The following is a 21,793-nucleotide window of genomic DNA, read 5'->3' as shown; positions in this document are numbered from 1 at the left end:
ATCACGACCGGGTCGTTGTGCTTGACCGAGATCTTGATGTCGCGGAAGTCGTGCTCCTCGAAGAGCGACGCCTCCCACAGGGCGCTCTCGACCAGCGCCTCCGGCGTCGCCTTTCCGTACTTCTGCAGCAGCCGCCGGTCCAGCGAGCCGGCATTGACGCCGATCCGGACCGGGGTGCCGTGGTCCTTCGCGGCCCGCGCGATCTCCTTCACCTGGTCGTCGAACTTCTTGATGTTGCCGGGATTGACGCGTACGGCCGCACACCCGGCCTCGATGGCCGCGAACACGTACTTCGGCTGGAAGTGGATGTCCGCGATCACCGGGATCTGCGACTTACGGGCGATGGTCGCGAGAGCGTCCGCGTCGTCCTGCGTGGGGCAGGCGACACGGACGATCTGGCAGCCGGACGCGGTCCGTTCGGCTATCTGCTGAAGGGTGGCACCGATGTCCGACGTCCGGGTCGTCGTCATCGACTGCACCGACACCGGGGCTCCGCCCCCGACCGCCACCGGCCCGACGTGGATCTGCCGCGACACGCGCCGCGGTGCGACCTGCCGGGCCGGCACCTCGGGGACCCCCAAGGGAACGGCGGTCATCGCGTCACTCCCGGTTTCCGGCGACGGTCTCGCGCATGGCCCGCAGCGACTCCTTCAGCGAACCCATGGTGGCGAGAACGGCGGTGGGCTCGTAGCCGCAGTGCGCCATGCAGTTGGCGCAGCGCGGGTCCTTGCCGCGGCCGTACTTGTCCCAGTCGGTCTCCTCGACGAGCTCGCGGTACGTCGGGACGTACCCGTCGCTCATCAGGTAGCAGGGGCGCTGCCAGCCGAAGAGCGAGTAGTTCGGGATCGCCCACGCGGTGCACGGGAAGTCGACCTTGCCCTCCAGGAAGTCCAGGAAGAGCGGAGAGTGGTTGAGCCGCCAGCGCCTGCGGTTGCCGCCCGCGAAGGCCTTCTTGAACAGTTCCCGGGTCTGCTCGACACCGAGGAAGTGCTCCTGGTCGGGCGCCTTCTCGTAGGCGTAGGCGGGCGAGATCATCATCTCGTCGACCTCGAGGTCGTCGTTGAGGAAGTTGAGGACCTCGACGATGGTCTGCGGGGTGTCGGTGTTGAAGAAGGTCGAGTTGGTGGTCACCCGGAAGCCGCGCCGCTTGGCCTCCTTGATGGCCTCCACCGCCTCGTCGAACACGCCTTCCTTCGCAACGGACTCGTCGTGCCGCTCGCGCAGCCCGTCGATGTGCACCGCGAAGGCGAAGTAGGGCGAAGGCGTGAACTTGTCCATCTTCTTGCGCAGCAGCATGGCGTTGGTGCACAGGAAGACGTACTTCCGCCTGGCCACCAACTGCCGCACGATCTCGTCGATCTGAGGGTGCATCAGCGGCTCGCCGCCGGCGATGGACACCATCGGCGCACCGGACTCCAGCACCGCGCCCACGGCCTGGGCCACCGGCATGCGCTGCTTGAGCACACCGGCCGGGTGCTGGATCTTGCCGCAGCCCTCGCACTTGAGATTGCAGGCGAAGAGCGGCTCCAGCTCGACGATCAGCGGAAACTTGTCCCGCCTGCGGATCTTCTGTTCAGCCAGGTAAGTAGCGACCTTGATGGACTGACGCAGTGGCATGGCCATCTGGCTCACCTCCGGGGGAGCAACAAAGAACGGTGCCATTCGAAAAAAGCGGGAAGGACGGAACGAAGAACGCGGAAGGCTGATATTCCACCGCGCACCGTGCCGATCCGGACGAGTTCATGTTCTGGAGCGTCCACGACCACCCGGACGGCCGCAACCGGGCGCTCGCCCGCGTGTACGGCGCTCAGGAGCGTGGCCGCGGACTCCATGTCGACCGCGATCGCGCCGGTCGCGAGCAGGTCGGACCGCTCGTGGCCGCGGACGACGTGGTCGGAGCCGGTGACGGGGCCGATGTGGACGGTGCGTCCGGGCAGGAGGCGCACGAGTTCCTTGACCAGCAGGTCGGTGCCCACGCACGGGACCGTCCCGTGCGGGTCCCGGGTCTCCTCGGCGACGACCAGGTCACCGGGGTGCATACCGGGGGCGAGCCCGGCGCAGAAGCCGGTGGCCAGCACGACCGCGTCGGCCAGCGCCGGGTCGGCGAGGAGCCGGTTGACGGAGCGTTCCGCCGCCCTCGGGCCCATGCCCGTACGGACGACGGTGAACGGCCCGCCCGCACCGCTGCGATCACCGGTGCGCAGGGCGAGGTGCTCGATGCCGAGCGCGCAGGCGATCAGCAGCGGGGCCGGGGTGGGCTGGGAGCTCACTCAGCCCCCCTTGACCTCGGAGAGAGGCTTCCTGCCGCGGGACAGGGGCTTCTTGTCGAAGGGGTCGCCGTACAGGTACCGGCCGAGCGCGGTGAGCGGGAACACCTGCCGGTAGAGGTGGTAGTTGATGGAGAAGTCCCAGGGGAAGCCCGTACCGGTGAAGTACGGCTCGTCCCAGGAGCCGTCCTCCCGCTGGGTCTGGGCCAGCCACCGGATGCCGCGCTCGACGGCCTTGGAGTCCTGCTCCCCCGCCGCGAGCAGCGCCATCAGCGCCCACGCGGTCTGTGAGGCGGTGGAGGCGCCGCGGCCGCTCCACTCCCTGGTGTACTTGTAGGAGCGCAGGTCCTCGCCCCAGCCGCCGTCCTCGTTCTGGACGTTCTCCAGCCAGGTCACCGCCCGCCGGATCGCCGGATGCGAGCCGGGCAGACCGGCCGCGGTCAGGGCGGGCACCACCGAGCCGGTGCCGTAGACGTAGTTGACGCCCCAGCGGCCGAACCACGAGCCGTCCGGCTCCTGTTCGGCCAGCAGCCACTGGACGCCGCGCCGGGTGCGCGGGTCGTGGGCCAGGCCCTCGGCGGCCAGCATCTCCACGACGTGCGCGGTGACGTCCGCGGACGGCGGGTCGATGACCTCGCCGAAGTCGCAGAACGGCAGCCGGTTCGGGAACGGGCTGGTGTTGTCGACGTCGAAGGCGCCCCAGGCGCCGTTCTTCGACTGCATCCCGAGGTTCCAGCGCACCCCGCGCCCGATCGCCCGGTCCACCCGCTCGGGGTCGTGGTGCTTGACCCGGCGCAGCGCGAGGGCCACCTCGGCGGTGTCGTCGATGTCCGGGTAGTTGTCGTTGTGGAACTCGAACGCCCAGCCGCCGGGCGGCAGTTGGGGTCGCTTCACGGCCCAGTCGCCGGGCCGGACGATCTCCTCGCCGAGCATCCAGTCGGCCGCCTTGACCAGTTGCGGGTGGTCGGCGGGCAGTCCGGCGTCGACCAGCGCGATGGTGGCGAGGCAGGTGTCCCACACCGGGGACTGGCAGGCCTCGATCATCCGGGCGCCGTCCTCGCGCCATACGGCGAAACGGTCCAGCGACGCGAGTCCCTCGCGCATCACCGGGTGCTCCAGGTCGTAGCCGAGCAGGTGCAGAGCGATGACCGAGTACACGGCGGGCGGCTGGATCCCGCCCCAGCAGCCGTCGTTCTCCTGCCGCTCGATGATCCAGCGGGCGGCGGAGTTCATCGCGGCCCTGCGCAGCCGGCGCGGGGCGACCTTGCGCAGCCGGTGCAGCGCCTTGTCCAGGCGCTGGAAGGCTCCGTCCCAACTGGCCACCGGAGCAAGGGGCTTGGCCGGGTTGGGGTCGGCCGGGTCGGTGTGCAGCTCGTCCAGCGGGAAGGGCGCCGGGCGGACCGGGCGCTTGGCCGAGACGACGGTCAGGGGCACGATGGTCTGCCGGGCCCAGCATCCGAAGTCGTAGATGTTGAGCGGCATCCAGCTGGGGAAGTAGATCAGCTCCGGCGGGAGTTCGGGCAGGTCGTCCCACTTCCACCAGCCGAACAGGGCGAGCCAGATCCGCGTGAAGACCCGGGCGGCGGCGATTCCGCCGCGCTCGCGGATCCAAGCCGAGGCCTTCGCCATGTGCGGGGCGTCCGGGTCGTCGCCGGCCAGCCGGAGGGCGACGTACGCCTCGACGGTGGCGGACAGTTCGCCGGGGCCGCCGTAGAACGTGGCCCAGGTGCCGTCCTCGCGCTGCTCGCCGCGGATGAACAGGGCGGCGGCCTGCGTCGTCGCATCGTCGCGGATTCCCAGGAACTGACGGAGCAGCAGGTCCTCGGCGTCCATGGTGACGTTGGTCTCCAGGTCGCCCTTCCACCAGCCCTCGGCGTCCTGCTGTGCGAGCAGGAAGTCGGTGGCGCGCCTCGCGGCGCGTTCGGCGGCTTCTTGTACCCCGGCCGCCGCGGGGGTGGTGATGTCGGTGTCACTGGCCGCGGCAGCGCGGGACGGCAAGATCGCCCCGGTGCTTCCGTCGGTCGTCGCTGTCATGGCTTCCCCTTCGTGCAGTCGTACGAGTCGTGCTGCTGTGGGTCCGCCGTCGGCCGGTGTCCGTCGTCTTTCGACACCGGCCGGCGACTACGCGAGGGCTTTTCGACCGATAGTGATCATCTCTTTCGTACGACGACGAAGTCGGCGAGCGCCGTGAAGGCGGCCCGTACCCGGTCGGGCATGTCGACGGCGTCGAGGGCTTCGATGGCGATGGTGTGCTGACGGCGTGCTTCCGCGGCCGTCCAGTCGCGGCCGCCGGCCTCCTCGATGAGGGCGGCGCGGGCCGCGAACTCCTCCTCGGAGAAATTCTCGAAGTCGCTGCTCTTGGCGTCGGCGGCGAGGATCTCGCCGAGCTGCTCGGAGGCGGGGCCGCCTGCCGCGAGCGCGGCGACCACCGGCAGGGACTTCTTGCGCTGGCGCAGATCGCTCCAGGTCTGCTTGCCGGTGGCGTCCGGGTCGCCCCAGATGCCGAGGAGGTCGTCGACGGCCTGGAAGGCGAGGCCGAGGTGGTAGCCGTACTTCTCCAGCGTGTCCGCGGTGCGGTCGTCGGCGCCGCCGAGCACCGCGCCGATGGAGCTGGAGGCGGCGAGCAGCGCACCGGTCTTGTTGCCCTCCATCTCCAGGCACTCCTCGACGCTCACGCGGTCGCGGTGCTCGTAGGAGATGTCCTGGGCCTGACCGTCGATCAGGGCGCGGGTGGCGGCGGTCAGGCGGCGGGTGGCGCGCCCGGCCTCGACGGTGCCGATCTCCAGCAGGATCTCGTTGGCGAGGGCGAACAGGGCGTCACCGACCAGGATGGCCTGGGCGGGGCCGTGCACCTTCCACACGGTGTCACGGTGCCGGCGCTGCTCGTCGCCGTCCATCAGGTCGTCGTGCAACAGCGAGAAGTTGTGCACGAGTTCGACGGCGACGGCCCCGGGAATGCCCGTCTCGGGCGCGGCGCCGGTGACCTCGGCGGAGAGAACGGCCAGGGCGGGACGCACGGCCTTGCCGCCGTCGCCGTCGGCCGGGTTGCCCGCGGCGTCGATCCAGCCGAAGTGGTAGGCGGCGACGGTGTCCATAGGAGGCGCCAGGCGGTCGACGGCCGCACGCAGGACCGGTGTGGCCAGGGTCCGGCCGCGCTCCAGAAGCGCGGTCACGTCCACCGCGGTCCTCCGAGCGGGCATCGAGGCCGGGGGCACAGTGGGCACAGTCTCTCCTCTTGTTGCGGTACCGGGGGTGCGGGGGCCTGCCGCATGCCGATCGGGCATCACGCCGCCTCCTCGAACTCGAAGAGGTGGTGGGGGCGGGGCCGGCCCAGGGCGCTCAGCGCGGCGTCGGCCGCGCTCACGCCGCTGCGGACCGCACTCTCCATGGTCGCGGGCCACCCTGTGGCGGTCCACGCACCGGCCAGGTACAGGCCGGGGGCCTTGGTGCGGGCGCCGGGCCGCAGCCGCCCGACGCCGGGGACGGGGGCGAACGTCGCCGTGCGCTCCCGGGTCACGAAGAAGTCCTTCACCACTGCGCCGCGCGTACCCGGCAGCAGTCGTTCCAGCTCGGGAAGGTAGCGCTCGCGGAGCGCGGCGACCGGCGCGTCGATCTCGTCCTGCGCGGCCGACTGGGACAGTGCCAGGTACTGGCCCTCGCCGAGCCCGGACGCGTCCGTCCGGTCGAAGACCCACTGCACGGGGGTGCCGAGGGCGGCGAAGAAGGGACTGGCGAGCACCTTGCGGTCGTAGACGACGTGCACGTTGAGGATCGGCGCGGTGCCGATCCGGAGCAGTTGTCCCGGGGCGTCGAGGGCGCCGGGCGGCAGCAGGTCGTGGGTCTCGCGCTGGGGTACGGCGAGGACGACCGCATCGGTCTGAAGGGTCTCGCCGGGAACCTGAACGCTCCAGGTCCCGTTTTCGTTGGTAGAGACGGAGGTGACGCGTGTACGGACTTCGGTACGGACGCCCGCGGAGTCGAGCGCCCTGCGGGCCAGCCGGTCGTGCAGTTCGCCCAGCGGGACATGGGCCCAGCCGATGTCGGCCGCGCCCGGGTCGGACAGCAGACCGGTCTTGAACACCATCGCGGCGAGCCCCAGCGAGGCGTCGCCCGCGACCGCGTTGAGGGTGGCGACACCGACCAGGTCCCACAGGGCCTCGACGGCACGCGCCGACTGGCCGTGAGCGGCCAGCCAGCTGCCGAAGTCCTGGGTGTCCAGGGTCGGATCGGCGAGGTCGAGCCCCTTGAGCGCGAGCGCGGCACGCCCGACCGCGGCACGCTCGGCGAGCGACAGGTGCGGATAGGTGGCCAGGCTCCGGCCCAGGTGCAGGGGTACGGGCAGCGCGTCGCGCCGCAGCCTGCCGAGCCGCCGTCCCTCGGGCCGGTTCACGTCGAGTACGGGCACGTCGAGACGATCCTGCAGCGGTGCGAGCGCCGCACCCTCGATGCGGTCGAGGAACCAGCGGTAGGCGGTGCAGCAGCGCAGGTACACGTGCTGGCCGTTGTCGACGGTCAGTTCGCCGCGCCGGAAGGAGAAGGCGAGGCCCCCCAGTCTCGGCCTGCCTTCGAGCAGGGTGACCCGGACGCCCGCGTCGGCGAGGGCGAGCGCCGCGGTGATCCCGGCGAGGCCACCGCCGACCACGACGGCACTGCGCCCCGCCGGTGCCGGGGTGCCGGCGTGCGCCTCCGTGTGGCGTGAGCCGTCGCTCATCGTGCGTCCTTCCCTGCGTACCGAGCGTGCTGGATGAACGGTGCACGGTCGGCCGTCGCAGTCAGGGACGCCACGCCGCAGCGGAGGGTTGCCCGCCGCATCGGCCCTGCGGAGCCGGATGGGGCCACGGCGTCCATCAGGCGCGCCTCCTGACGGTCCGCCGGGACACGTGCCGGGTGTCGAGGCCGGACAGTCCGCGGACGGCGACGTAGGCTTTCTCACGTCCGGGCAGCGAGACCCGGCCGCGCAGCACGGCCTCCGGGTCGCGCTCGATGCGGTCCAGCAGCCGCCGGTAGATGCCGGCCATGGCGGCGACACAGGCACCGCTGCGCCGGTCGAGCATGGGGAGCAGCCGGTAGCCCTCGGCGAAAAGGGCGCGGGCCCGCCGTACCTCGAAGTGCACGAGGCCCGCGAAGTCGGAGCCCTCCGGCGGGGTCGGCCCGTTGAACCCGGCCGTGCAGCCGAACTTGGCGAGGTCGTCGGCGGGCAGATACGTACGGCCGCCCTCGGCGTCCTCGCGGACGTCCCTGAGGATGTTGGTGAGCTGGAGTGCGAGACCGAGCGTGTCGGCATACTCGGGCGCGCGCTCGGCGCCGCGCGCCCCCGGCTCCGTACCGAACACGCCGAGCGAGAGACGGCCGATGGCGCCGGCCACGCAACGGCAGTAGACCTTCAGGTCGTCCCAGGTCTCGTACGTCTCCCCGCGCACGTCCATCTGGACGCCGTCGATCAGCTCGTCCAGGCCGGCGAGCGGGACCGGGAAGGCCTGGGAGGCGTGGGTGAGGGCGACGGCCACCGGGTCGGTGTCGTCCTCGGCGACCCCGCCCTCGCGGACCCGGGTGAGCAGCGCCCGGGTGTCCTCCAGGCGCGCGACCTTGACCTCGCGGGGCAGGTCGCCGTCGCCGATGTCGTCGACACGCCGGGAGAAGGCGTAGAGCGCCGACATGGCGCGCCGCTTGGGCGTCGGCAGCAGCCGGATGCCGTACGCGAAGTTACGGGCCTGCTGCCCGGTGACGGCCTCGCAGTAGCTGTAGGCGGCGAGTACCGGTGCGGACACGTGTGGCACGGACTCCACGGCCCGGATCACCCCTCTCCTCGCAGGGTCACGCCCACCTCACGCAGCAACTGGACCTTGCCGGGTCGGGGCGGGCCGGGAAGTACGTCGTATTCCGCGGCGGCGATCGCCCGGATCGCCGCCCTTCCCCCCGCCACGAACCCCGCGAGCAGCAGCTTCAACCTGCCGTGGACGCTACCCACCAGGGGGGCGCCTTCATTCAGCAGATCGCGGGCGCGTTGTGCTTCGTATGCAACCAGGGCGCGCACCGATGCGCCTGTGGTTTTCGTGGCGAGATCCGTTTCCCGGACGTGGAAGCGCTTCATGTCCTCGGCGGGCAGGTAGATCCGGTCGCGGTCGAGGTCCTCGGCGACGTCCTGGAGGTGCTCCACGATCTGGAGTGCGGTGCAGATCGCGTCGGAGAGGCGGATCCGCTCGGGGGTCGAGGTGCCGGTGACGGCGAGGACGAGGCGGCCGACGGGATTGGCGGACAGCTCGCAGTAGGCGAGGAGGTCGTCGTAGGTCTCGTAGCGCGCGACGAGCTGGTCCTGGCGGTTGGCGGCAATCAGTCCGAGGAAGGGCTCGGGGGTGAGGGCGCGGCGGCGGACGGTCGGCTGCAGACGACGCAGCAGGGGGTGGCGGGGCGTGCCGTCGAAGACACGCCGCAGGTCGGCCTCGAAGGCGTCGAGGAGGGCCACGCGGTCCTCGGCCTCGGCGGCGGGCACGCCCAGGACGCGCGCGTCGGCTCCGCCGGGGGCCAGATCGCCGTCGCCGATGTCGTCCACGAGGCGGGCGAAGCCGTACACGGCCATGAGGTCGTCGCGCCAGGCCCGGGGCAGGAAGAAGGGGGCCACGGGGAAGTTCTCGCTCGCGGCCTTGTCCAGCGTGGCGCGCTCCAGATCCGGCGCCGTGCAGGTTCCCGTCACCGCGGACTGCCCGGGGCGGGGACGGCACATGCTGCGCTGAGCTGGGGAGTTTCCGTAGCCATTGCCGTCACATCTCCCGTTCTACACTGCCGATCCAAGACACACTATTTCGGACACGCCGCCCGGCTGTCCGCGGGGCTGCCCGGCGCAGGATGTCGCGCATTATCGCCCCACTTGCCGCTTTCCGGCACCGGTACAGCTTACGTTGTACAACGCAGCAAGGTCCGTCGGGGTGTCCTGCACATCACAACAACACACCGATTGGCGTCAAGATTCCTAAGGCCGCCGGGAGTTGACGTTTCCTTTGCAGACGCCGGGCCCCACCGGACGGTTTCCGACAGGGCCCTGGCCGAAACGGATCAGCGGGTCACCGGCCCGTGAACTTCTCGTACTCCTTGAGGACCTCTTCGGTCGGGCCGTCCATGCGCAGTTCGCCGCGTTCCAGCCACAGGACGCGGTTGCAGGTGTCGCGGATGGACTTGTTGTTGTGGCTGACCAGAAACACCGTGCCGGCCTCCTTGCGCAGTTCCCGGATGCGCTCCTCGGAGCGCCTCTGGAAGGCGCGGTCACCGGTGGCCAGAGCCTCGTCGATCATGAGGACGTCGTGGTCCTTGGCGGCGGCGATGGAGAACCGCAGGCGGGCCGCCATGCCGGAGGAGTAGGTGCGCATCGGCAGGGTGATGAAGTCGCCCTTCTCGTTGATGCCCGAGAAATCGACGATGTCCTGGTAGCGCTCCTTGATCTGCTCACGGGACATGCCCATGGCGAGGCCGCCGAGGATGACGTTGCGCTCGCCGGTGAGGTCGTTCATCAGGGCCGCGTTCACGCCGAGCAGCGAGGGCTGGCCGTCGGTGTAGACCTTGCCGCGCTCGGCGGGCAGCAGACCGGCGATGGCGCGGAGCAGAGTGGACTTGCCGGAGCCGTTGGAGCCGATCAGGCCGATGGCCTCGCCGCGGTAGGCGACGAAGGACACGCCCCGCACGGCGTGCACCTTGCGCACCCCACGCGCCGCGTCGTCGGAGCCTCGCCTCAGGATGCGACTGAGGGCGGCCGTCGCGCTGCCCTTGCCCGTCTTCGCGCCGTTGACGCGGTAGACGATGTGCAGCTCGTCCGCGATGACCGTAGGTCGCGGGTCCCGGGTGTTCTGCTCAGCCACGGCCGTACCTCTCCTCCGCCTTCCAGAAGTACACGAACCCGCCCGCGAAGAGCGCCACGGCCCAGAACAGGGCGATGGCCCACACGTGCGGCGGCAGGTTCGAGGCGCCGTACCCGTCGATCAGCGCGAAGCGCATCAGGTCCATGTAGATCGCGGCGGGGTTCACCTGCAGCAGGCGGACCGCCCATTCGGGACGCCCCTCCATCATGTTGTTGATGGAGAACATGACACCGGACGTGTACATCCAGGTACGCAGGATGAACGGCATCAGCTGGGCGAGGTCGGGCGTCTTCGCGCCCATGCGGGCCACGATCAGCGCGAGCCCGGTGTTGAACAGGAACTGCAGCAGCAGGACCGGCACGATCAGCAGCCAGGACGGGCTCGGGTAGCTGCCGAAGCCGATCGCCACGATGAACATCACGATCATCGAGAAGAGCAGCTGCTGGAGCTGCTGGAGCGAGAAGGAGACGGGCAGCGAGGCGCGCGGGAAGTGCAGGGCGCGCACCAGGCCCAGGTTGCCGGAGATCGCGCGGACGCCCGACATGATCGAGCTCTGCGTGAAGGTGAACACGAACACACCCGTGACCAGGAACGGGATGTACACGTCCTTGGACATGCCCCGGCTCGCGTGCAGGATGACGCCGAAGATGAAGTAGTACACGCCCGCGTTCAGCAGCGGGGTGGCCACCTGCCACAGCTGGCCGAGCTTGGCCTGGCTGTACTGCGCGGTCAGCTTCGCCTGCGAGAAGGCGAGGATGAAGTGGCGCCGCCCCCACAACTGCCGGACGTACTCGCCGAGCGAGGGCCGGGCACCGCTCACGGCGAGCCCGTACTTGGCGGCGAGCCGGGCCGCCGTCAGTCCCTCGTCGGGCGACGGGGCCGCGGTCACCGCGACACCGCCGTCGTGCGTTGTCTCACTCACAGGTGGAAGCTTTCGTCTTCGAGTACGTCGTGTTCGTCGTGTTGTCGTGCTCGTGGTGCGCGTGATGCCCGTGCGCCGGTCCGTCCCCGGGCACGTCCGGACCGGGCGGCCCCGTACGCCGAGCTTGTCAGATGACGGGGGGCCGGCCCAGTCGGGTCAGCCGCCACACCGTACGCCACCGCATGGGGCGGCGGGGGCCGCACGCCGTGGTCCAGCCCTCCTTGAAGCCGCCGAGCCAGGCCCTCAGGGCCGGTCCCGAGGGGCGCCGCAGCAGGGTGAGCAGCAGCCAGACCCCGAGATAGACGGGGACCAGCAGCGCGGGGAGGTTGCGGCGGGCCAGCCAGACCCGGTTGCGGGCGACCATGCGGTGGTACACGGCGTGCCGGGAGGGCGCGGTCGTCGGGTGGTGGAGCACCATGTCGGACCGGTAGTCGATCATCCAGCCCGCATCGAGGGCCCGCCAGGCCAGGTCGGTCTCCTCGTGGGCGTAGAAGAACTCGTCGGGCAGGCCGCCGACCTCGGCGAAGACGCGGGTGCGGACGGCGTTGGCGCCGCCGAGGAAGGTGGTGACCCGGGAGGAGCGCATCGGGTCGGAGGCGCGCAGCCGGGGCACGTGGCGGCGCTGGGTCTCGCCCGTGTCCGGATCGGCGATGCGGAAGCTGACGATGCCGAGCTCCGGGTCGGCCTCGAACGCCTGACGGCACAGCTCGGCGGTGTCGTGGCGGGGGAGCAGGCCGTCGTCGTCGAGGAAGAGCAGTATGTCGACATCGCGGCCGCTGGGGCCGAAGGCTTCTATGCCGACGTTGCGGCCGCCGGGGATGCCCAGGTTCTCGGGCAGTTCCACGGTCCGTACGACCGACGGGAACTCCGTCACGTCCGGGACGGGCGAGCCGTTGCCGACGACGACCACCTCGACGGGGTCGCCGTCCTGCTTGGCGACGGAGTCGAGCAGGGCACGCAGCTCCTCGGGCCGGTTGCCCATGGTGATGATGACCGCGCCGACCTTCGCAGAAGCCGTCATGCCGCTCACCTCAGCCTGCTGGAGGCGAGGATGGACACCAGGTGCAGCAGGGTCTGCAGCAGGGCGATGCCGGCGAGGACTGCGGTGCCGAGCCGGGTGAAGAACAGGTCGCCGCGGACCTGGTCGGCGATCGCGAGGACCAGGATCAGCAGCGAGGCCTCGATGCCGAGGATGAGCCGGTGGAACTGCAGTGCCGAGGCGGCCCGGCGGGCCAGCGCCATGCCGGAGGAGCGCGGCTCGGACGCCGCCTCCTTGACCGGCGCCATGCCGGCCTGGTGCCGGGCGACGCCGACGAGGTCGGTCTCGGCCTTGATCAGGATCGCGCCCAGCGCGGCGAGGGTGCCGAGGAAGGCCCACAGCCAGTCGATGCGCCCGCTCCCCCACAGGTCGGCGGCGCGCAGGCCGAGGCCGACCAGGACGGCCGCGTCGGTCAGGTAGGCGCCGACGCGGTCCAGGTAGACCCCGCCGAGCGAGTACTGCTTCTTCCAGCGGGCGATCTCGCCGTCGACGCAGTCCAGCAGCAGGTACAGCTGGGTGGCGACCACCCCGAGCACGGCGCCCGCGATCCCCGGCACCAGCAGGGCCGGGGCCGCGAGCACGCCGCAGACGGTCATCAGGTACGTGAGCTGGTTGGGCGTGACCCTGGTGTTCACCAGGTAGCGGTCGACGCGCAGGGACACCTCGCGCATGTAGAGGCGTCCCGCCCAGTGCTCACCGCTGCGCCGGTCCTTGACCCCTGCGGGGTGGACGACCGGACGGAGTTCAGCTACCGATGGCCTTGACATAGTCGGCGTAGATGTCCTTGATCTGGTTCGTCTTGAGGGCGAGGTGTTCGAGGATCGTGTAGCGGCCGGGCCTGGTCTCCGGGGCGAACTCGACGGCGCGGACGAACTCGTCCACCGTGAAGCCGATCTCCTCCGGCAGCACCGGAAGCCCGTGCCGGCGCAGCACCTCGGCCATGTAGGCCGCATCCTCGTGCGCTCCGCGCAGGTACATCGCGAAGGCGGCGCCGAGCCCGCACTGCTCGCCGTGGCTGGCGGCGCGCTTGGGGAAGAGCAGGTCGAAGGCGTGGTTGATCTCGTGGCAGGAGCCCGATGCGGGCCGGGAGTCACCCGAGATCGACATGGAGATGCCGGTGAGGACCAGCGCCTCGGCGAGCACCTGGAGGAAGTCGTTGTCGCCGATGCCGCCGGGGTGCCGGAGTACGGCCTCGCCGGCCTGGCGGGCCATGGCGGCGGCGAGGCCGTCGACCTTCTCGCCGTTGACGCGGTTGGCGAGTTCCCAGTCCGCGATCGCGTTGATGTTGGAGATCGCGTCGCCGATGCCGGCCCGCACGAATCGCGCCGGTGCCTCGCGGATCACGTCCAGGTCGATGAGGACGGCGATCGGGTTCGGCACGCCGTAGGAGCCACGGCCGGCGTCGTTGTCGAGCGTGGCGACCGGCGAGCACAGGCCGTCGTGCGCGAGGTTCGTCGGTACGGCGACCAGGGGCAGGCCGACGCGGGCGGCGGCGAACTTGGCGCAGTCGATGATCTTGCCGCCACCGAGGCCGACGACCGCGTCGTAGTGGCCGGCCTTGATGTCGCCGGCCAGCCTGATCGCGTCGTCGAGGGTGCCGCCGCCGACCTCGTACCAGGTGGCGCCGGGCAGCGAGGGGGCGACGCGCTCGCGCAGCTTCGCGCCGGAGCCGCCGCTGACGGCGACGGCGAGCCGGCCGGAGTGCGAGATGCGCTCGTCGGCGAGGACGCTCGCCAGGTCGTCGAGGGCACCCGGGCGGATGTCCACGACGACCGGCGAGGGAATCAGCCGGGTCAGTACTGGCACGCGATCTCCCGCCCGCGAGCGAGGTCCTCGTGGTTGTCGATCTCGACCCACGACACGGTGCCGATCGGCTCGACGTCGACCTTGAAGCCGCGGTTCACCAGCTCCTGGTAGCCGTCCTCGTAGTACAGCTGGGGGTCGCGCTCGAACGTGGCCCGCAGGGCGTCGGCCAGCTCGGCGGCGGCCTCGCCCTCGATGAGCGTGACGCCGATGTACTCGCCGGTCGCCTCGGCGGGGTCCATCAGCTTGGTGATCTTCTGGACGCCCTTGTCGGGGTCCACGACGACCTTCATCTCCTCGTCCGCGAGGGACTTCACGGTGTCCAGGGCGAGGATGATCTGCTTGCCCTCGCCGCGGGCGGCGAGCAGCGTCTTCTCGACGGAGACCGGGTGCACGGTGTCGCCGTTGGCGAGGATCACACCGTCCTTGAGGGCGTCACGGCCGCACCACAGGGAGTAGGCGTTGTTCCACTCCTCGGCCTTGTCGTTGTCGATCAGGGTGAGCTTGAGGCCGTACTTCTCCTCCAGCGCCGCCTTGCGGTCGTACACGGCCTCCTTGCGGTAGCCGACGATGATCGCGACCTCGGTCAGGCCCACCTCGGCGAAGTTGCCGAGCGTGAGGTCGAGCACCGTGATCGAGTCCTCCGCGCCCTCGGGGCCCACCGGCACCAGAGCCTTGGGCAGAGTGTCGGTGTAGGGGCGCAGACGCCGTCCGGCGCCGGCCGCCAGCACGAGGCCGATCATGCGGTTTCTCCTTCATCGTGTACGGCGGGCGCACCGCCCATGTGAGCGGACACCCAGAAGCGGATGCTCTCGACGAGCACCACCAGGGCGACGGCCACGGCGAGGGCCGTGAGCGCGACCTTGAACTGCGAAGCGGTGAGCAGGGCGGCCAGCACGGTGACGAGCAGCGTCCGCCCTTCCTGCCCCCCGATGGCGCGCACCAGCCAGGCCGGTGGCGCTCCGGCGTCGCCGCGGATGCGGTACACCGTGTCGTAGTGATGGTAGGCGACGGCGGCCACCAGGCCGAAAGCCGCAGGAAGCGCTCCGTTCACGTCCGCGTGGGCTGCCAGTACCAGAACGGTGCCGTATTCGGCGGCCCGGAACAGCGGCGGGACCAGCCAGTCGAGGGCGCCCTTCAGGGGGCGGTACAGGGCTTGTCCGGAGGTGACGGCGTAGACGACGGCACCGGCGACGGGCGCCCAGGTGACCCCCGAGAACAGGGAGACGGCGAGGACCGCCGTGCCGGCCAGGGCCACCAGGAGCGGGGCGCCGAAGCGGACCCGGGTGAGATGCGCCACGGCCGAGGCGAGCGGTCCGTTGTCGGCGAGGTCCGCCAGCGCCTGGGCCGCCCGGTCGGTGCGCCGGGCCTTGCGGGTCACCGAGCGCAGCACGCGGCCCGCCGTGGTGTACGTCGCGGCGAAGGCGCAGCCGACGAGCAGCACGTAGAAGGTGATGCGGGGGGTGGTGGCCGCGGTGAGGACGGCGATCATGGCCCAGCGTTCGCCGATGGGCAGGACGATCATCCGGCGCAGCCAGACCGTCCAGCCGCGGCTGTCGAGCTTGTCGGAGAGGGCGGCGGTGGGACTGGTGTTGGCGGATGCGTCGTGGTTGGCCTCGTTGAAGGAGAAGTCCACGACGTGCCGACAGGTCTGCAGGATCATCGCGCCGAGGGCGAGGGCCCACACGTCGTCACCGCCGCGGGCGGCGCCCAGGGCGAGGCCCGCGTAGTAGGCGTACTCCTTGGCCCGGTCGAAGGTGGCGTCCAGCCAGGCGCCGAGCGTGGAGTACTGCAGGGAGTAGCGGGCGAGCTGACCGTCGGTGCAGTCCAGTACGAAGGAGGCGATCAGCAGCACGCCGGCGGCGATGAAGCCGGGCCGGGTGCCGGTCGCCGCGCAGCCCGCCGCGATCAGGGCGGTGAGCAGCGAGGCGGTGGTGACCTGGTTGGGGGTCAGGCCCCGGCGCGCGCACCAGCGGGCGATGTGGCGCGAGTAGGGGCTGATGAAGAACGTGGTGAAGAAGCCGTCGCGGGACTTCACGGCAGACTTCAGGCGTACGGCCTCGTCGTCGACGGCGGCGACGGCCTGCCGGGCCTCGTTGCGGGCCTGCGGGTCGGCGGGGACGGCGGCGACCAGGCTGCCCAGCTCGGGGTGGTGGACCTCGCTGCCGTCGGCGGCGAGCGCCGTGACGACGTGGTCGGCGACGCTGTCGACGTCCCCCACGCTCGACTTCGCTCGCGCGGGGGCACCCCCATGGGCCGTGCCGCCGCCGGAGGTCTCACGGGCCAGGGCCCGGCTCAGCGCCTCCCGGGCGGCCGGCTGGGCGGTGACGGCGCCGGGGACGGCGGCGAGCGGGAAGCGCGGGTCGGTGAGGCCGAGGCGCAGGGCGTGCAGGTGGCCGACGAAGCGGGCGTCGACCAGGGCCACCCGCCGGTCGGCGGGCACGGCCGCGAGCAGGGTGTCCGTCTCGGAGGCGTCGCCGGCCACGCGCACGTCGAAGCCGAGGGACCGCAGATCGTTCTCGAGCGACGATCCGGGGACCGGCTGACCGGTGACGATGGCGGTCGACAACCGAACTCACTCCCTGGGTGCCGGCGCATCGGCGCCGGTCTTCTACGTGGTGGGGCGCCCCTGCCTGCGGCTCCCGGGCGGCGTGTCGGCAGAGGGTATCCGATGGGTACGAGCCCGTGTTCACCGGCCGTTCACGGCCCGGTCCACGGGGGCTGCCCCGGGCTTTGCCGAGATCATCATCGGGGATCCGGGGCCCGCCCCACAAACCGTGGGCGCAGACCCGGGCATCCCCCGCCATCACGGACACGCGGACGGATCGGCATAGGGTGGGCGACCATGACGTGGCTGATCACCGGCGGAGCCGGATACATCGGGGCGCACGTGGCACGGGCCATGACGGGTGCCGGGGAGAGCGTCGTGGCGCTGGACGACCTGTCGGCGGCCGTACCCGCGCGGCTCCCGGCGGGCGTGCCGCTCGTCGAGGGCTCGACGCTGGACGGGGAGCTGCTCAAGCGGGTCTTCGCGGAGTACGGCGTCACGGGCGTCGTGCATCTCGCGGCGCGCAAGCAGGTCGCCGAGTCCGTGGCCGAGCCGACGCGCTACTACCGGGAGAACGTGGGCGGCCTGGCCACCCTCCTGGACGCGATGGCGGAGGCGGGCGTGCGCCGGCTGCTGTTCTCCTCCTCGGCGGCCGTGTACGGCAATCCGGACGTGGACCTGATCACGGAGGACACCCCGTGCGCGCCCGTGAACCCGTACGGCGAGACGAAGCTGGCCGGGGAGTGGCTGGTGCGGGCGGCGGGCCGGGCGCACGGCATCTCCACGGTGTGCCTGCGCTACTTCAACGTGGCGGGCGCCGCCGCACCGGAACTGTCGGACACGGGTGTGTTCAACATCGTGCCGATGGTCTTCGACCGGCTCACCCGCGACGAGGCCCCGCGGATCTTCGGCGCCGACTACCCGACGCCGGACGGCACCTGCATCCGCGACTACATCCACGTGGCCGACCTCGCCGAGGCGCACCTCGCGGCGGCCCGGCGACTGGCCGCCGGGGACCTGGCGGGCGATCTGACGCTGAACATCGGCCGCGGCGAGGGTGTCTCCGTGCGCGAGCTGATCACGGTCATCGGGGAGGTCACCGGCGACCGGCGCACGCCCGTGGTCGAGGGGCGCCGCCCGGGGGACGCGCCGCGCGCGGTCGCCTCGGCCGAGCGGGCCGCCGAGGCACTCGGCTGGCGGGCCGGGCGCGGGGTGCGCGAGATGGTGGAGTCGGCCTGGCAGGGCTGGCAGCTGCACCACGGGAAGTAGGGCGGCGACGCCCTGACCAGCGGATCGTTTCCGCAGGTCAGGGCACATGACAACGGTGTTCAGTACCGCGTTGCCCGATACCCCCCACCCGTAGTTCACTGTGAGCCCGGGCAACCCCGGGCCACACCGAAGGGCGGTCTTCTCATGGGGGCAGGGCACGACCACGGGCACGCGCACAGCCATGCGCCGCCCAGGGGTACGGCCGCGGCCGCGTACCGCGGCCGGCTGCGCGTGGCGCTGGGCATCACGCTCACGATCATGGTGGTGGAGATCGTCGGCGGTCTCCTCGCGGACTCGCTGGCCCTGATCGCGGACGCGGCCCACATGGCGACCGACGCGGTGGGCCTGGGCATGGCGCTGCTCGCCATCCACTTCGCGAACCGCCCGCCGAGCACCCACCGCACCTTCGGCTACGCCCGCGCCGAGATCCTCGCGGCCCTGGCCAACTGTCTGCTGCTGCTCGGCGTCGGCGGATACGTCCTGTTCGAGGCGGTCCAGCGTTTCTTCACGCCCGCGGACACCGAGGGCGGCCTGATGATCGTGTTCGGCCTGTTCGGTCTGGTCGCGAACACCATCTCGCTCACCCTGCTGATGCGCGGGCAGAAGGAGAGCCTGAACGTGCGCGGCGCCTTCCTGGAGGTGGCTGCGGACGCGCTGGGGTCGGTGGCGGTGCTGATCTCGGCGACCGTGATCCTCACCACGGGCTGGCAGGCGGCCGACCCGGTCGCCTCGCTGGTCATCGGCCTGATGATCGTGCCGCGGACGCTGAAGCTGCTGCGCGAGACGCTGGACGTGCTGCTGGAGGCGGCTCCGAAGGACGTCGACATGGAGCAGGTGCGGGCGCACATCCTCGCCCTGGACGGCGTGGAGGACGTGCACGATCTGCACGCCTGGACGATCACCTCGGGCATGCCCGTGCTGTCCGCCCACGTGGTGGTCAGCTCGGAGGTGCTGAACGCCATCGGGAACGAGAAGATGCTGCACGAGCTGCAGGGCTGCCTGGGCGACCACTTCGACGTGGAGCACTGCACCTTCCAGCTGGAGCCGGGCGGGCACGCGGAGCACGAGGCTCGCCTGTGCCATTGACCGTACGCACACTCGTTCGATGCTGCGATGCGGTTCCGGGCGGCGTGCGCCGGGCACGATGCCCCATCGGGCCCCACTTCGGTGCCACCCCGCACGGGACATGCGGACGTGCCGGGAAGTGCCGGGAGTGCCGGATTCGTACGGCAGACTTGGGGTGCGAAGACCGAGGCGAAGGATGGGTATGCCGATCACACCTGCCACCGAGACGACCAGCTCGTCGAACGGCACCGCAGAGGCGATTTTGCTGGAACTGGTCGACGAGAAGGGCGTGACGGTCGGCACCGCGGAGAAGCTCGCCGCCCATCAGCCACCGGGACAGCTGCACCGGGCGTTCTCGGTGTTCCTCTTCGACGAGCAGGGCCGGCTGCTGCTCCAGCAGCGGGCGCTCGGCAAGTACCACTCCCCCGGCGTGTGGTCCAACACCTGCTGCGGTCACCCCTACCCCGGCGAGGCGCCGTTCGCGGCGGCGGCCCGGCGGACGTACGAGGAACTGGGCGTCTCGCCGTCGCTGCTGGCCCAGGCGGGCACGGTGCGCTACAACCACCCGGACCCGGCCTCGGGCCTGGTCGAGCAGGAGTTCAACCACCTGTTCGTCGGCCTGGTGCAGGAGCCGCTCGTGCCGGATGCGGAGGAGGTCGGGGCGACCGCCTTCGTGACGGCCCCCGAGCTGGCCGAGCGGCACGCCAGGGACCCGTTCTCGGCATGGTTCATGACCGTGCTGGACGCGGCCCGTCCGGCGATCAGGGAGCTGACGGGCCAGTCCGCGGGCTGGTAGGCCGCCGGTGGCCCCTACGACAGGGCAGCGGGCTTGAGCGGCAGGGCGGCCCAGATCACCTTGCCGCCGCTCGCCGTGTGCTCCACGTCGACCACCCCGCCCGCCTCCCGGGCCACCTCACGGACCAGCAGCAGCCCCCGACCGCCGGTCTGCCCGTGGTCGGCCTCCAGGGCGGTGGGGCGGTAGGGGTGGTTGTCCTCCACCGACACCCGCACCCACTCGGCGCCGACGGCCACCTCCACGGCGAGCGTCGGCGACAGCAGCGCCGCGTGCCTGACCGCGTTCGTGACCAGTTCGGAGACGATCAGCAGCAGGCCGTACACCAGGTCGTCGGAGACCGGTACGCCCTGGCGCAGCAGCAGGTCCCGTACGGCGCGCCGCGCCTGCGGGACCGAGACGTCCACCGCGGGCGCGGTGAACCGCCAGATTCCCTCGTAGGGCAGTGGATCGGGCAGCCGCTCGGCGCCCCCCGCTGGGCGCGGGCCGTCCCCGCGCCCGTGGTTGTCCATCGTCCGGTCGCCACCCTCGCGCTCGATTGTCACCACACGTCGAGTGTTGGTAACAATCCGCTCCGCTCCGGAGAACTGAACACAAGTCAGCTGGTATCGAACGGATCTGACCATTGGCGTATGACATGGTCAGTTGTGGGACTGTTCCTGTCCCTGCGACGCCGGTTCGCGAACTCTTCGGGTTGTACGGGTTTGTTGTGCGGCCGGTCGGCGACGATGCCGACGACACGGCGGCCGCAGCAGGCCGACCTCCCCTCCCTTTTGTCCTCTACGTTCGAAGTGTCGTATCGGGCCGTGGCGGTCTCGGCGCCTCGGTCCAGCAGTGCGGTCGATACCATCCGCCGCATGGAACCCCACCTCTCGCACCAGGTCGACGACTCCGTCGCCACCGTCGTCGTCCGTCATCCGGCCAAGCGCAACGCCATGACGGCCGCGATGTGGCGCGCCCTGCCGCCGCTGCTGGACGAGCTGGCGGGCGATCCCGGAGTACGGGCGCTGGTGCTGACCGGCGAGGGCGGGACCTTCTGCGCGGGTGCGGACATCTCCACGCTCCGGGGCTCGCCCGCCGAGGCGCAGTCGCTGGCCGTGGCGGCCGAGGAGGCGCTGGCCGCCTTCCCCAAGCCGACGCTCGCCGCGGTGCGCGGCCACTGCGTGGGCGGCGGGTCCCAGCTCGCGGCGGCCTGCGATCTGCGGCTGGCGGAGGAGGGCGCGCTGTTCGGGGTGACCCCGGCGAAGCTCGGGATCGTGTACCCGGCGTCGTCCACCCGCCGGCTGGTGTCGCTGGTGGGACCGGCCGCCGCCAAGTACCTGTTGTTCACGGCCGAGCTGATCGACACCCGGCGGGCACTGCGCACCGGACTCGTGGACGAGGTGCTGCCCGAGGGTGAACTGGACAAGCGGGTCGCCGAGCTGACCCGGATCCTGGTGTCCCGCTCCCAGCTCACCCAGGCCGCCGCCAAGGAGTTCGCGAACGGCCGCACCGGCCGCGAGGCGCACTGGGCGGAGCAGGCGCACGGCAACGGCGACACCGCCGAGGGCGTCAGCGCGTTCCTGGAGCGCAGGCAGCCGCGCTTCACCTGGACTACGACACGATGAAGCGACTCCTCCTGCGCAGCGCCTCGACCAGGTGCTCCGGGGCCTTCAGCGGGGATCCGGCGTCGTAGGGAGGCTGCGGGTCGTACTCGGTGGCCAGCTGGACCGCCTGGGCGTGTTCGTCGCCGGCGATCCGGCCGAGCAGGGTGAGGCCCATGTCGATGCCGGCGGAGACGCCGGCGGCGGTGACGTACTTGCCGTCGAACACCACCCGCTGCTGCGCCGGTTCGGCGCCGAACCGCTTCAGCTGGTCGAGCGCCAGCCAGTGCGAGGTGGCGCGGCGGCCGTCGAGGAGACCGGCGGCGGCGAGCAGCAGGGAGCCCGTGCACACCGAGGTCGTCCAGGTGCTGGTGGCGTCGACGGCGCGCAGCCAGTCCAGCAGGGGCCGGTGATCCATCAGCGCGCTCTGGCCGGGACCGCCCGGCACCACCACGACGTCGGGGCTCGTCACCTCGGCCAGCGACTTGTCGGCGACGATCCCGAGCGCACCGGTGTCCGTGCGGACCGGGCCGGTGTTCTCGGCGACGAACACGGTCTCCGCGTCGGGGGTCCGGGCGAGGATCTCGTACGGTCCGACGGCGTCGAGGGCGGTGAAGCGGTCGTAGACGACGATGGCGATCTGCATGGGTGTGTCCC

22 protein-coding genes are annotated in these 21,793 nt (G+C 71.3%); 4 read left to right on the top strand and 18 right to left on the bottom strand.

Annotated elements, in window-relative coordinates:
* From ABZ471_RS12385 to ABZ471_RS12310, 16 genes are all read right to left on the bottom strand, one after another.
* Positions 1–596: flavodoxin-dependent (E)-4-hydroxy-3-methylbut-2-enyl-diphosphate synthase (locus tag ABZ471_RS12385; RefSeq protein ID WP_359065312.1), on the bottom strand; the 596-nt coding region annotated here is incomplete at its 3' end.
* 4 nt (positions 597–600) lie between these two features.
* A complete protein-coding gene (gene hpnH / locus ABZ471_RS12380) occupies positions 601–1,623 on the bottom strand; it encodes an adenosyl-hopene transferase HpnH (protein WP_359065310.1) in 1,023 nt (340 codons plus the stop codon).
* A gap of 5 nt (positions 1,624–1,628) precedes the next feature.
* Complete coding sequence (locus tag ABZ471_RS12375; RefSeq protein ID WP_359065308.1) at positions 1,629–2,270, bottom strand: 1-hydroxy-2-methyl-2-butenyl 4-diphosphate reductase; 642 nt, start codon at positions 2,268–2,270, stop codon at positions 1,629–1,631.
* The gene (shc, locus tag ABZ471_RS12370) at positions 2,271–4,301 is read right to left on the bottom strand and encodes a squalene--hopene cyclase (protein ID WP_359065306.1); all 2,031 of its coding nucleotides are present in this window, start codon (positions 4,299–4,301) and stop codon (positions 2,271–2,273) included.
* Between the two features lie 116 nt (positions 4,302–4,417).
* Positions 4,418–5,482 carry a polyprenyl synthetase family protein gene (locus ABZ471_RS12365; RefSeq protein ID WP_359065328.1) on the bottom strand — a complete coding sequence of 355 codons (1,065 nt, stop codon included), beginning with the start codon at positions 5,480–5,482 and terminating at the stop codon, positions 4,418–4,420.
* Between the two features lie 68 nt (positions 5,483–5,550).
* Complete coding sequence (gene hpnE, locus ABZ471_RS12360; RefSeq protein ID WP_359065304.1) at positions 5,551–6,978, bottom strand: hydroxysqualene dehydroxylase HpnE; 1,428 nt, start codon at positions 6,976–6,978, stop codon at positions 5,551–5,553.
* Positions 6,975–7,079, bottom strand: a complete 105-nt coding sequence (locus tag ABZ471_RS12355; protein WP_359065326.1) for a DUF6380 family protein — start codon at positions 7,077–7,079, stop codon at positions 6,975–6,977. Before ABZ471_RS12355 ends, hpnE begins: the two co-directional genes overlap by 4 nt.
* A 35-nt stretch (positions 7,080–7,114) precedes the next feature.
* Positions 7,115–8,065 (bottom strand): presqualene diphosphate synthase HpnD, encoded by a 951-nt coding sequence (gene hpnD / locus ABZ471_RS12350; RefSeq protein WP_359065302.1) that lies wholly within the window; start codon positions 8,063–8,065, stop codon positions 7,115–7,117.
* The gene (hpnC, locus tag ABZ471_RS12345) at positions 8,062–8,958 is read right to left on the bottom strand and encodes a squalene synthase HpnC (protein WP_359065300.1); all 897 of its coding nucleotides are present in this window, start codon (positions 8,956–8,958) and stop codon (positions 8,062–8,064) included. Before hpnC ends, hpnD begins: the two co-directional genes overlap by 4 nt.
* A 367-nt stretch (positions 8,959–9,325) precedes the next feature.
* Positions 9,326–10,114 carry an ABC transporter ATP-binding protein gene (locus tag ABZ471_RS12340; protein WP_359065298.1) on the bottom strand — a complete coding sequence of 263 codons (789 nt, stop codon included), beginning with the start codon at positions 10,112–10,114 and terminating at the stop codon, positions 9,326–9,328.
* Positions 10,107–11,036 carry an ABC transporter permease gene (locus ABZ471_RS12335; protein ID WP_359065296.1) on the bottom strand — a complete coding sequence of 310 codons (930 nt, stop codon included), beginning with the start codon at positions 11,034–11,036 and terminating at the stop codon, positions 10,107–10,109. The genes ABZ471_RS12340 and ABZ471_RS12335 overlap by 8 nt, the downstream gene beginning before the upstream one ends.
* Positions 11,037–11,163: 127 nt before the next feature.
* Complete coding sequence (locus ABZ471_RS12330) at positions 11,164–12,057, bottom strand: glycosyltransferase (protein ID WP_359065294.1); 894 nt, start codon at positions 12,055–12,057, stop codon at positions 11,164–11,166.
* A 5-nt stretch (positions 12,058–12,062) separates the two neighbouring features.
* The gene (locus ABZ471_RS12325; RefSeq protein WP_359065292.1) at positions 12,063–12,842 is read right to left on the bottom strand and encodes a CDP-alcohol phosphatidyltransferase family protein; all 780 of its coding nucleotides are present in this window, start codon (positions 12,840–12,842) and stop codon (positions 12,063–12,065) included.
* A complete protein-coding gene (locus ABZ471_RS12320) occupies positions 12,820–13,881 on the bottom strand; it encodes an iron-containing alcohol dehydrogenase family protein (RefSeq protein WP_359065289.1) in 1,062 nt (353 codons plus the stop codon). The genes ABZ471_RS12325 and ABZ471_RS12320 overlap by 23 nt, the downstream gene beginning before the upstream one ends.
* Positions 13,869–14,621 carry a phosphocholine cytidylyltransferase family protein gene (locus ABZ471_RS12315; protein WP_359065287.1) on the bottom strand — a complete coding sequence of 251 codons (753 nt, stop codon included), beginning with the start codon at positions 14,619–14,621 and terminating at the stop codon, positions 13,869–13,871. Before ABZ471_RS12315 ends, ABZ471_RS12320 begins: the two co-directional genes overlap by 13 nt.
* The gene (locus tag ABZ471_RS12310) at positions 14,618–16,447 is read right to left on the bottom strand and encodes a DUF5941 domain-containing protein (RefSeq protein ID WP_359065285.1); all 1,830 of its coding nucleotides are present in this window, start codon (positions 16,445–16,447) and stop codon (positions 14,618–14,620) included. Before ABZ471_RS12310 ends, ABZ471_RS12315 begins: the two co-directional genes overlap by 4 nt.
* Before the next feature lie 276 nt (positions 16,448–16,723).
* On the opposite strand from ABZ471_RS12310, the gene galE reads away from it, so the two are divergent.
* The 3 genes from galE (at position 16,724) to idi (ending at position 19,556) form a co-directional block, all read left to right on the top strand.
* Entirely contained in the window at positions 16,724–17,695 is a 972-nt protein-coding gene (gene galE, locus ABZ471_RS12305; protein WP_359065283.1) for a UDP-glucose 4-epimerase GalE, read from the top strand.
* 144 nt (positions 17,696–17,839) lie between these two features.
* A complete protein-coding gene (locus ABZ471_RS12300; protein WP_359065280.1) occupies positions 17,840–18,781 on the top strand; it encodes a cation diffusion facilitator family transporter in 942 nt (313 codons plus the stop codon).
* Positions 18,782–18,962: 181 nt separating this feature from the next.
* Positions 18,963–19,556, top strand: a complete 594-nt coding sequence (idi, locus tag ABZ471_RS12295; protein ID WP_359065278.1) for an isopentenyl-diphosphate Delta-isomerase — start codon at positions 18,963–18,965, stop codon at positions 19,554–19,556.
* A gap of 14 nt (positions 19,557–19,570) precedes the next feature.
* On the opposite strand, the gene ABZ471_RS12290 is transcribed toward idi, so the two are convergent.
* Positions 19,571–20,065, bottom strand: a complete 495-nt coding sequence (locus ABZ471_RS12290; protein WP_359065324.1) for an ATP-binding protein — start codon at positions 20,063–20,065, stop codon at positions 19,571–19,573.
* Positions 20,066–20,410: 345 nt separating this feature from the next.
* Here ABZ471_RS12290 and ABZ471_RS12285 point away from each other — a divergent pair, with 345 nt between their 5' ends.
* On the top strand, positions 20,411–21,160 hold the full coding sequence (locus tag ABZ471_RS12285; RefSeq protein ID WP_359065276.1) for an enoyl-CoA hydratase/isomerase family protein: 750 nt from the start codon (positions 20,411–20,413) through the stop codon (positions 21,158–21,160).
* Here the strand turns inward: ABZ471_RS12285 and ABZ471_RS12280 are convergent.
* Complete coding sequence (locus ABZ471_RS12280; protein ID WP_359065274.1) at positions 21,147–21,782, bottom strand: DJ-1/PfpI family protein; 636 nt, start codon at positions 21,780–21,782, stop codon at positions 21,147–21,149. The two genes, ABZ471_RS12285 and ABZ471_RS12280, sit on opposite strands and share 14 nt — an antisense overlap.
* Positions 21,783–21,793 lie beyond the last annotated feature (11 nt).

Origin of the sequence: Streptomyces sp. NPDC005728 (assembly GCF_040630895.1) — a bacterium.
Classification (GTDB): domain Bacteria; phylum Actinomycetota; class Actinomycetes; order Streptomycetales; family Streptomycetaceae; genus Streptomyces.
Note: the sequence above shows the minus strand (reverse complement) of the source record. Positions and strands in the feature narration are given on the sequence as shown.

What these genes read in the sequence shown, in the direction of transcription:
- hpnH (WP_359065310.1), bottom strand. Translation starts at nt 1,623, where the DNA reads ATGGCCATGCCACTGCGTCAGTCCATCAAGGTCGCTACTTACCTGGCT.
- shc (WP_359065306.1), bottom strand. Translation starts at nt 4,301, where the DNA reads ATGACAGCGACGACCGACGGAAGCACCGGGGCGATCTTGCCGTCCCGC.
- hpnE (WP_359065304.1), bottom strand. Translation starts at nt 6,978, where the DNA reads ATGAGCGACGGCTCACGCCACACGGAGGCGCACGCCGGCACCCCGGCA.
- ABZ471_RS12355 (WP_359065326.1), bottom strand. Translation starts at nt 7,079, where the DNA reads ATGCGGCGGGCAACCCTCCGCTGCGGCGTGGCGTCCCTGACTGCGACG.
- ABZ471_RS12330 (WP_359065294.1), bottom strand. Translation starts at nt 12,057, where the DNA reads ATGACGGCTTCTGCGAAGGTCGGCGCGGTCATCATCACCATGGGCAAC.
- ABZ471_RS12325 (WP_359065292.1), bottom strand. Translation starts at nt 12,842, where the DNA reads ATGTCAAGGCCATCGGTAGCTGAACTCCGTCCGGTCGTCCACCCCGCA.
- ABZ471_RS12315 (WP_359065287.1), bottom strand. Translation starts at nt 14,621, where the DNA reads ATGATCGGCCTCGTGCTGGCGGCCGGCGCCGGACGGCGTCTGCGCCCC.
- galE (WP_359065283.1), top strand. Translation starts at nt 16,724, where the DNA reads ATGACGTGGCTGATCACCGGCGGAGCCGGATACATCGGGGCGCACGTG.
- ABZ471_RS12300 (WP_359065280.1), top strand. Translation starts at nt 17,840, where the DNA reads ATGGGGGCAGGGCACGACCACGGGCACGCGCACAGCCATGCGCCGCCC.
- idi (WP_359065278.1), top strand. Translation starts at nt 18,963, where the DNA reads ATGCCGATCACACCTGCCACCGAGACGACCAGCTCGTCGAACGGCACC.
- ABZ471_RS12290 (WP_359065324.1), bottom strand. Translation starts at nt 20,065, where the DNA reads ATGGACAACCACGGGCGCGGGGACGGCCCGCGCCCAGCGGGGGGCGCC.
- ABZ471_RS12285 (WP_359065276.1), top strand. Translation starts at nt 20,411, where the DNA reads ATGGAACCCCACCTCTCGCACCAGGTCGACGACTCCGTCGCCACCGTC.
- ABZ471_RS12280 (WP_359065274.1), bottom strand. Translation starts at nt 21,782, where the DNA reads ATGCAGATCGCCATCGTCGTCTACGACCGCTTCACCGCCCTCGACGCC.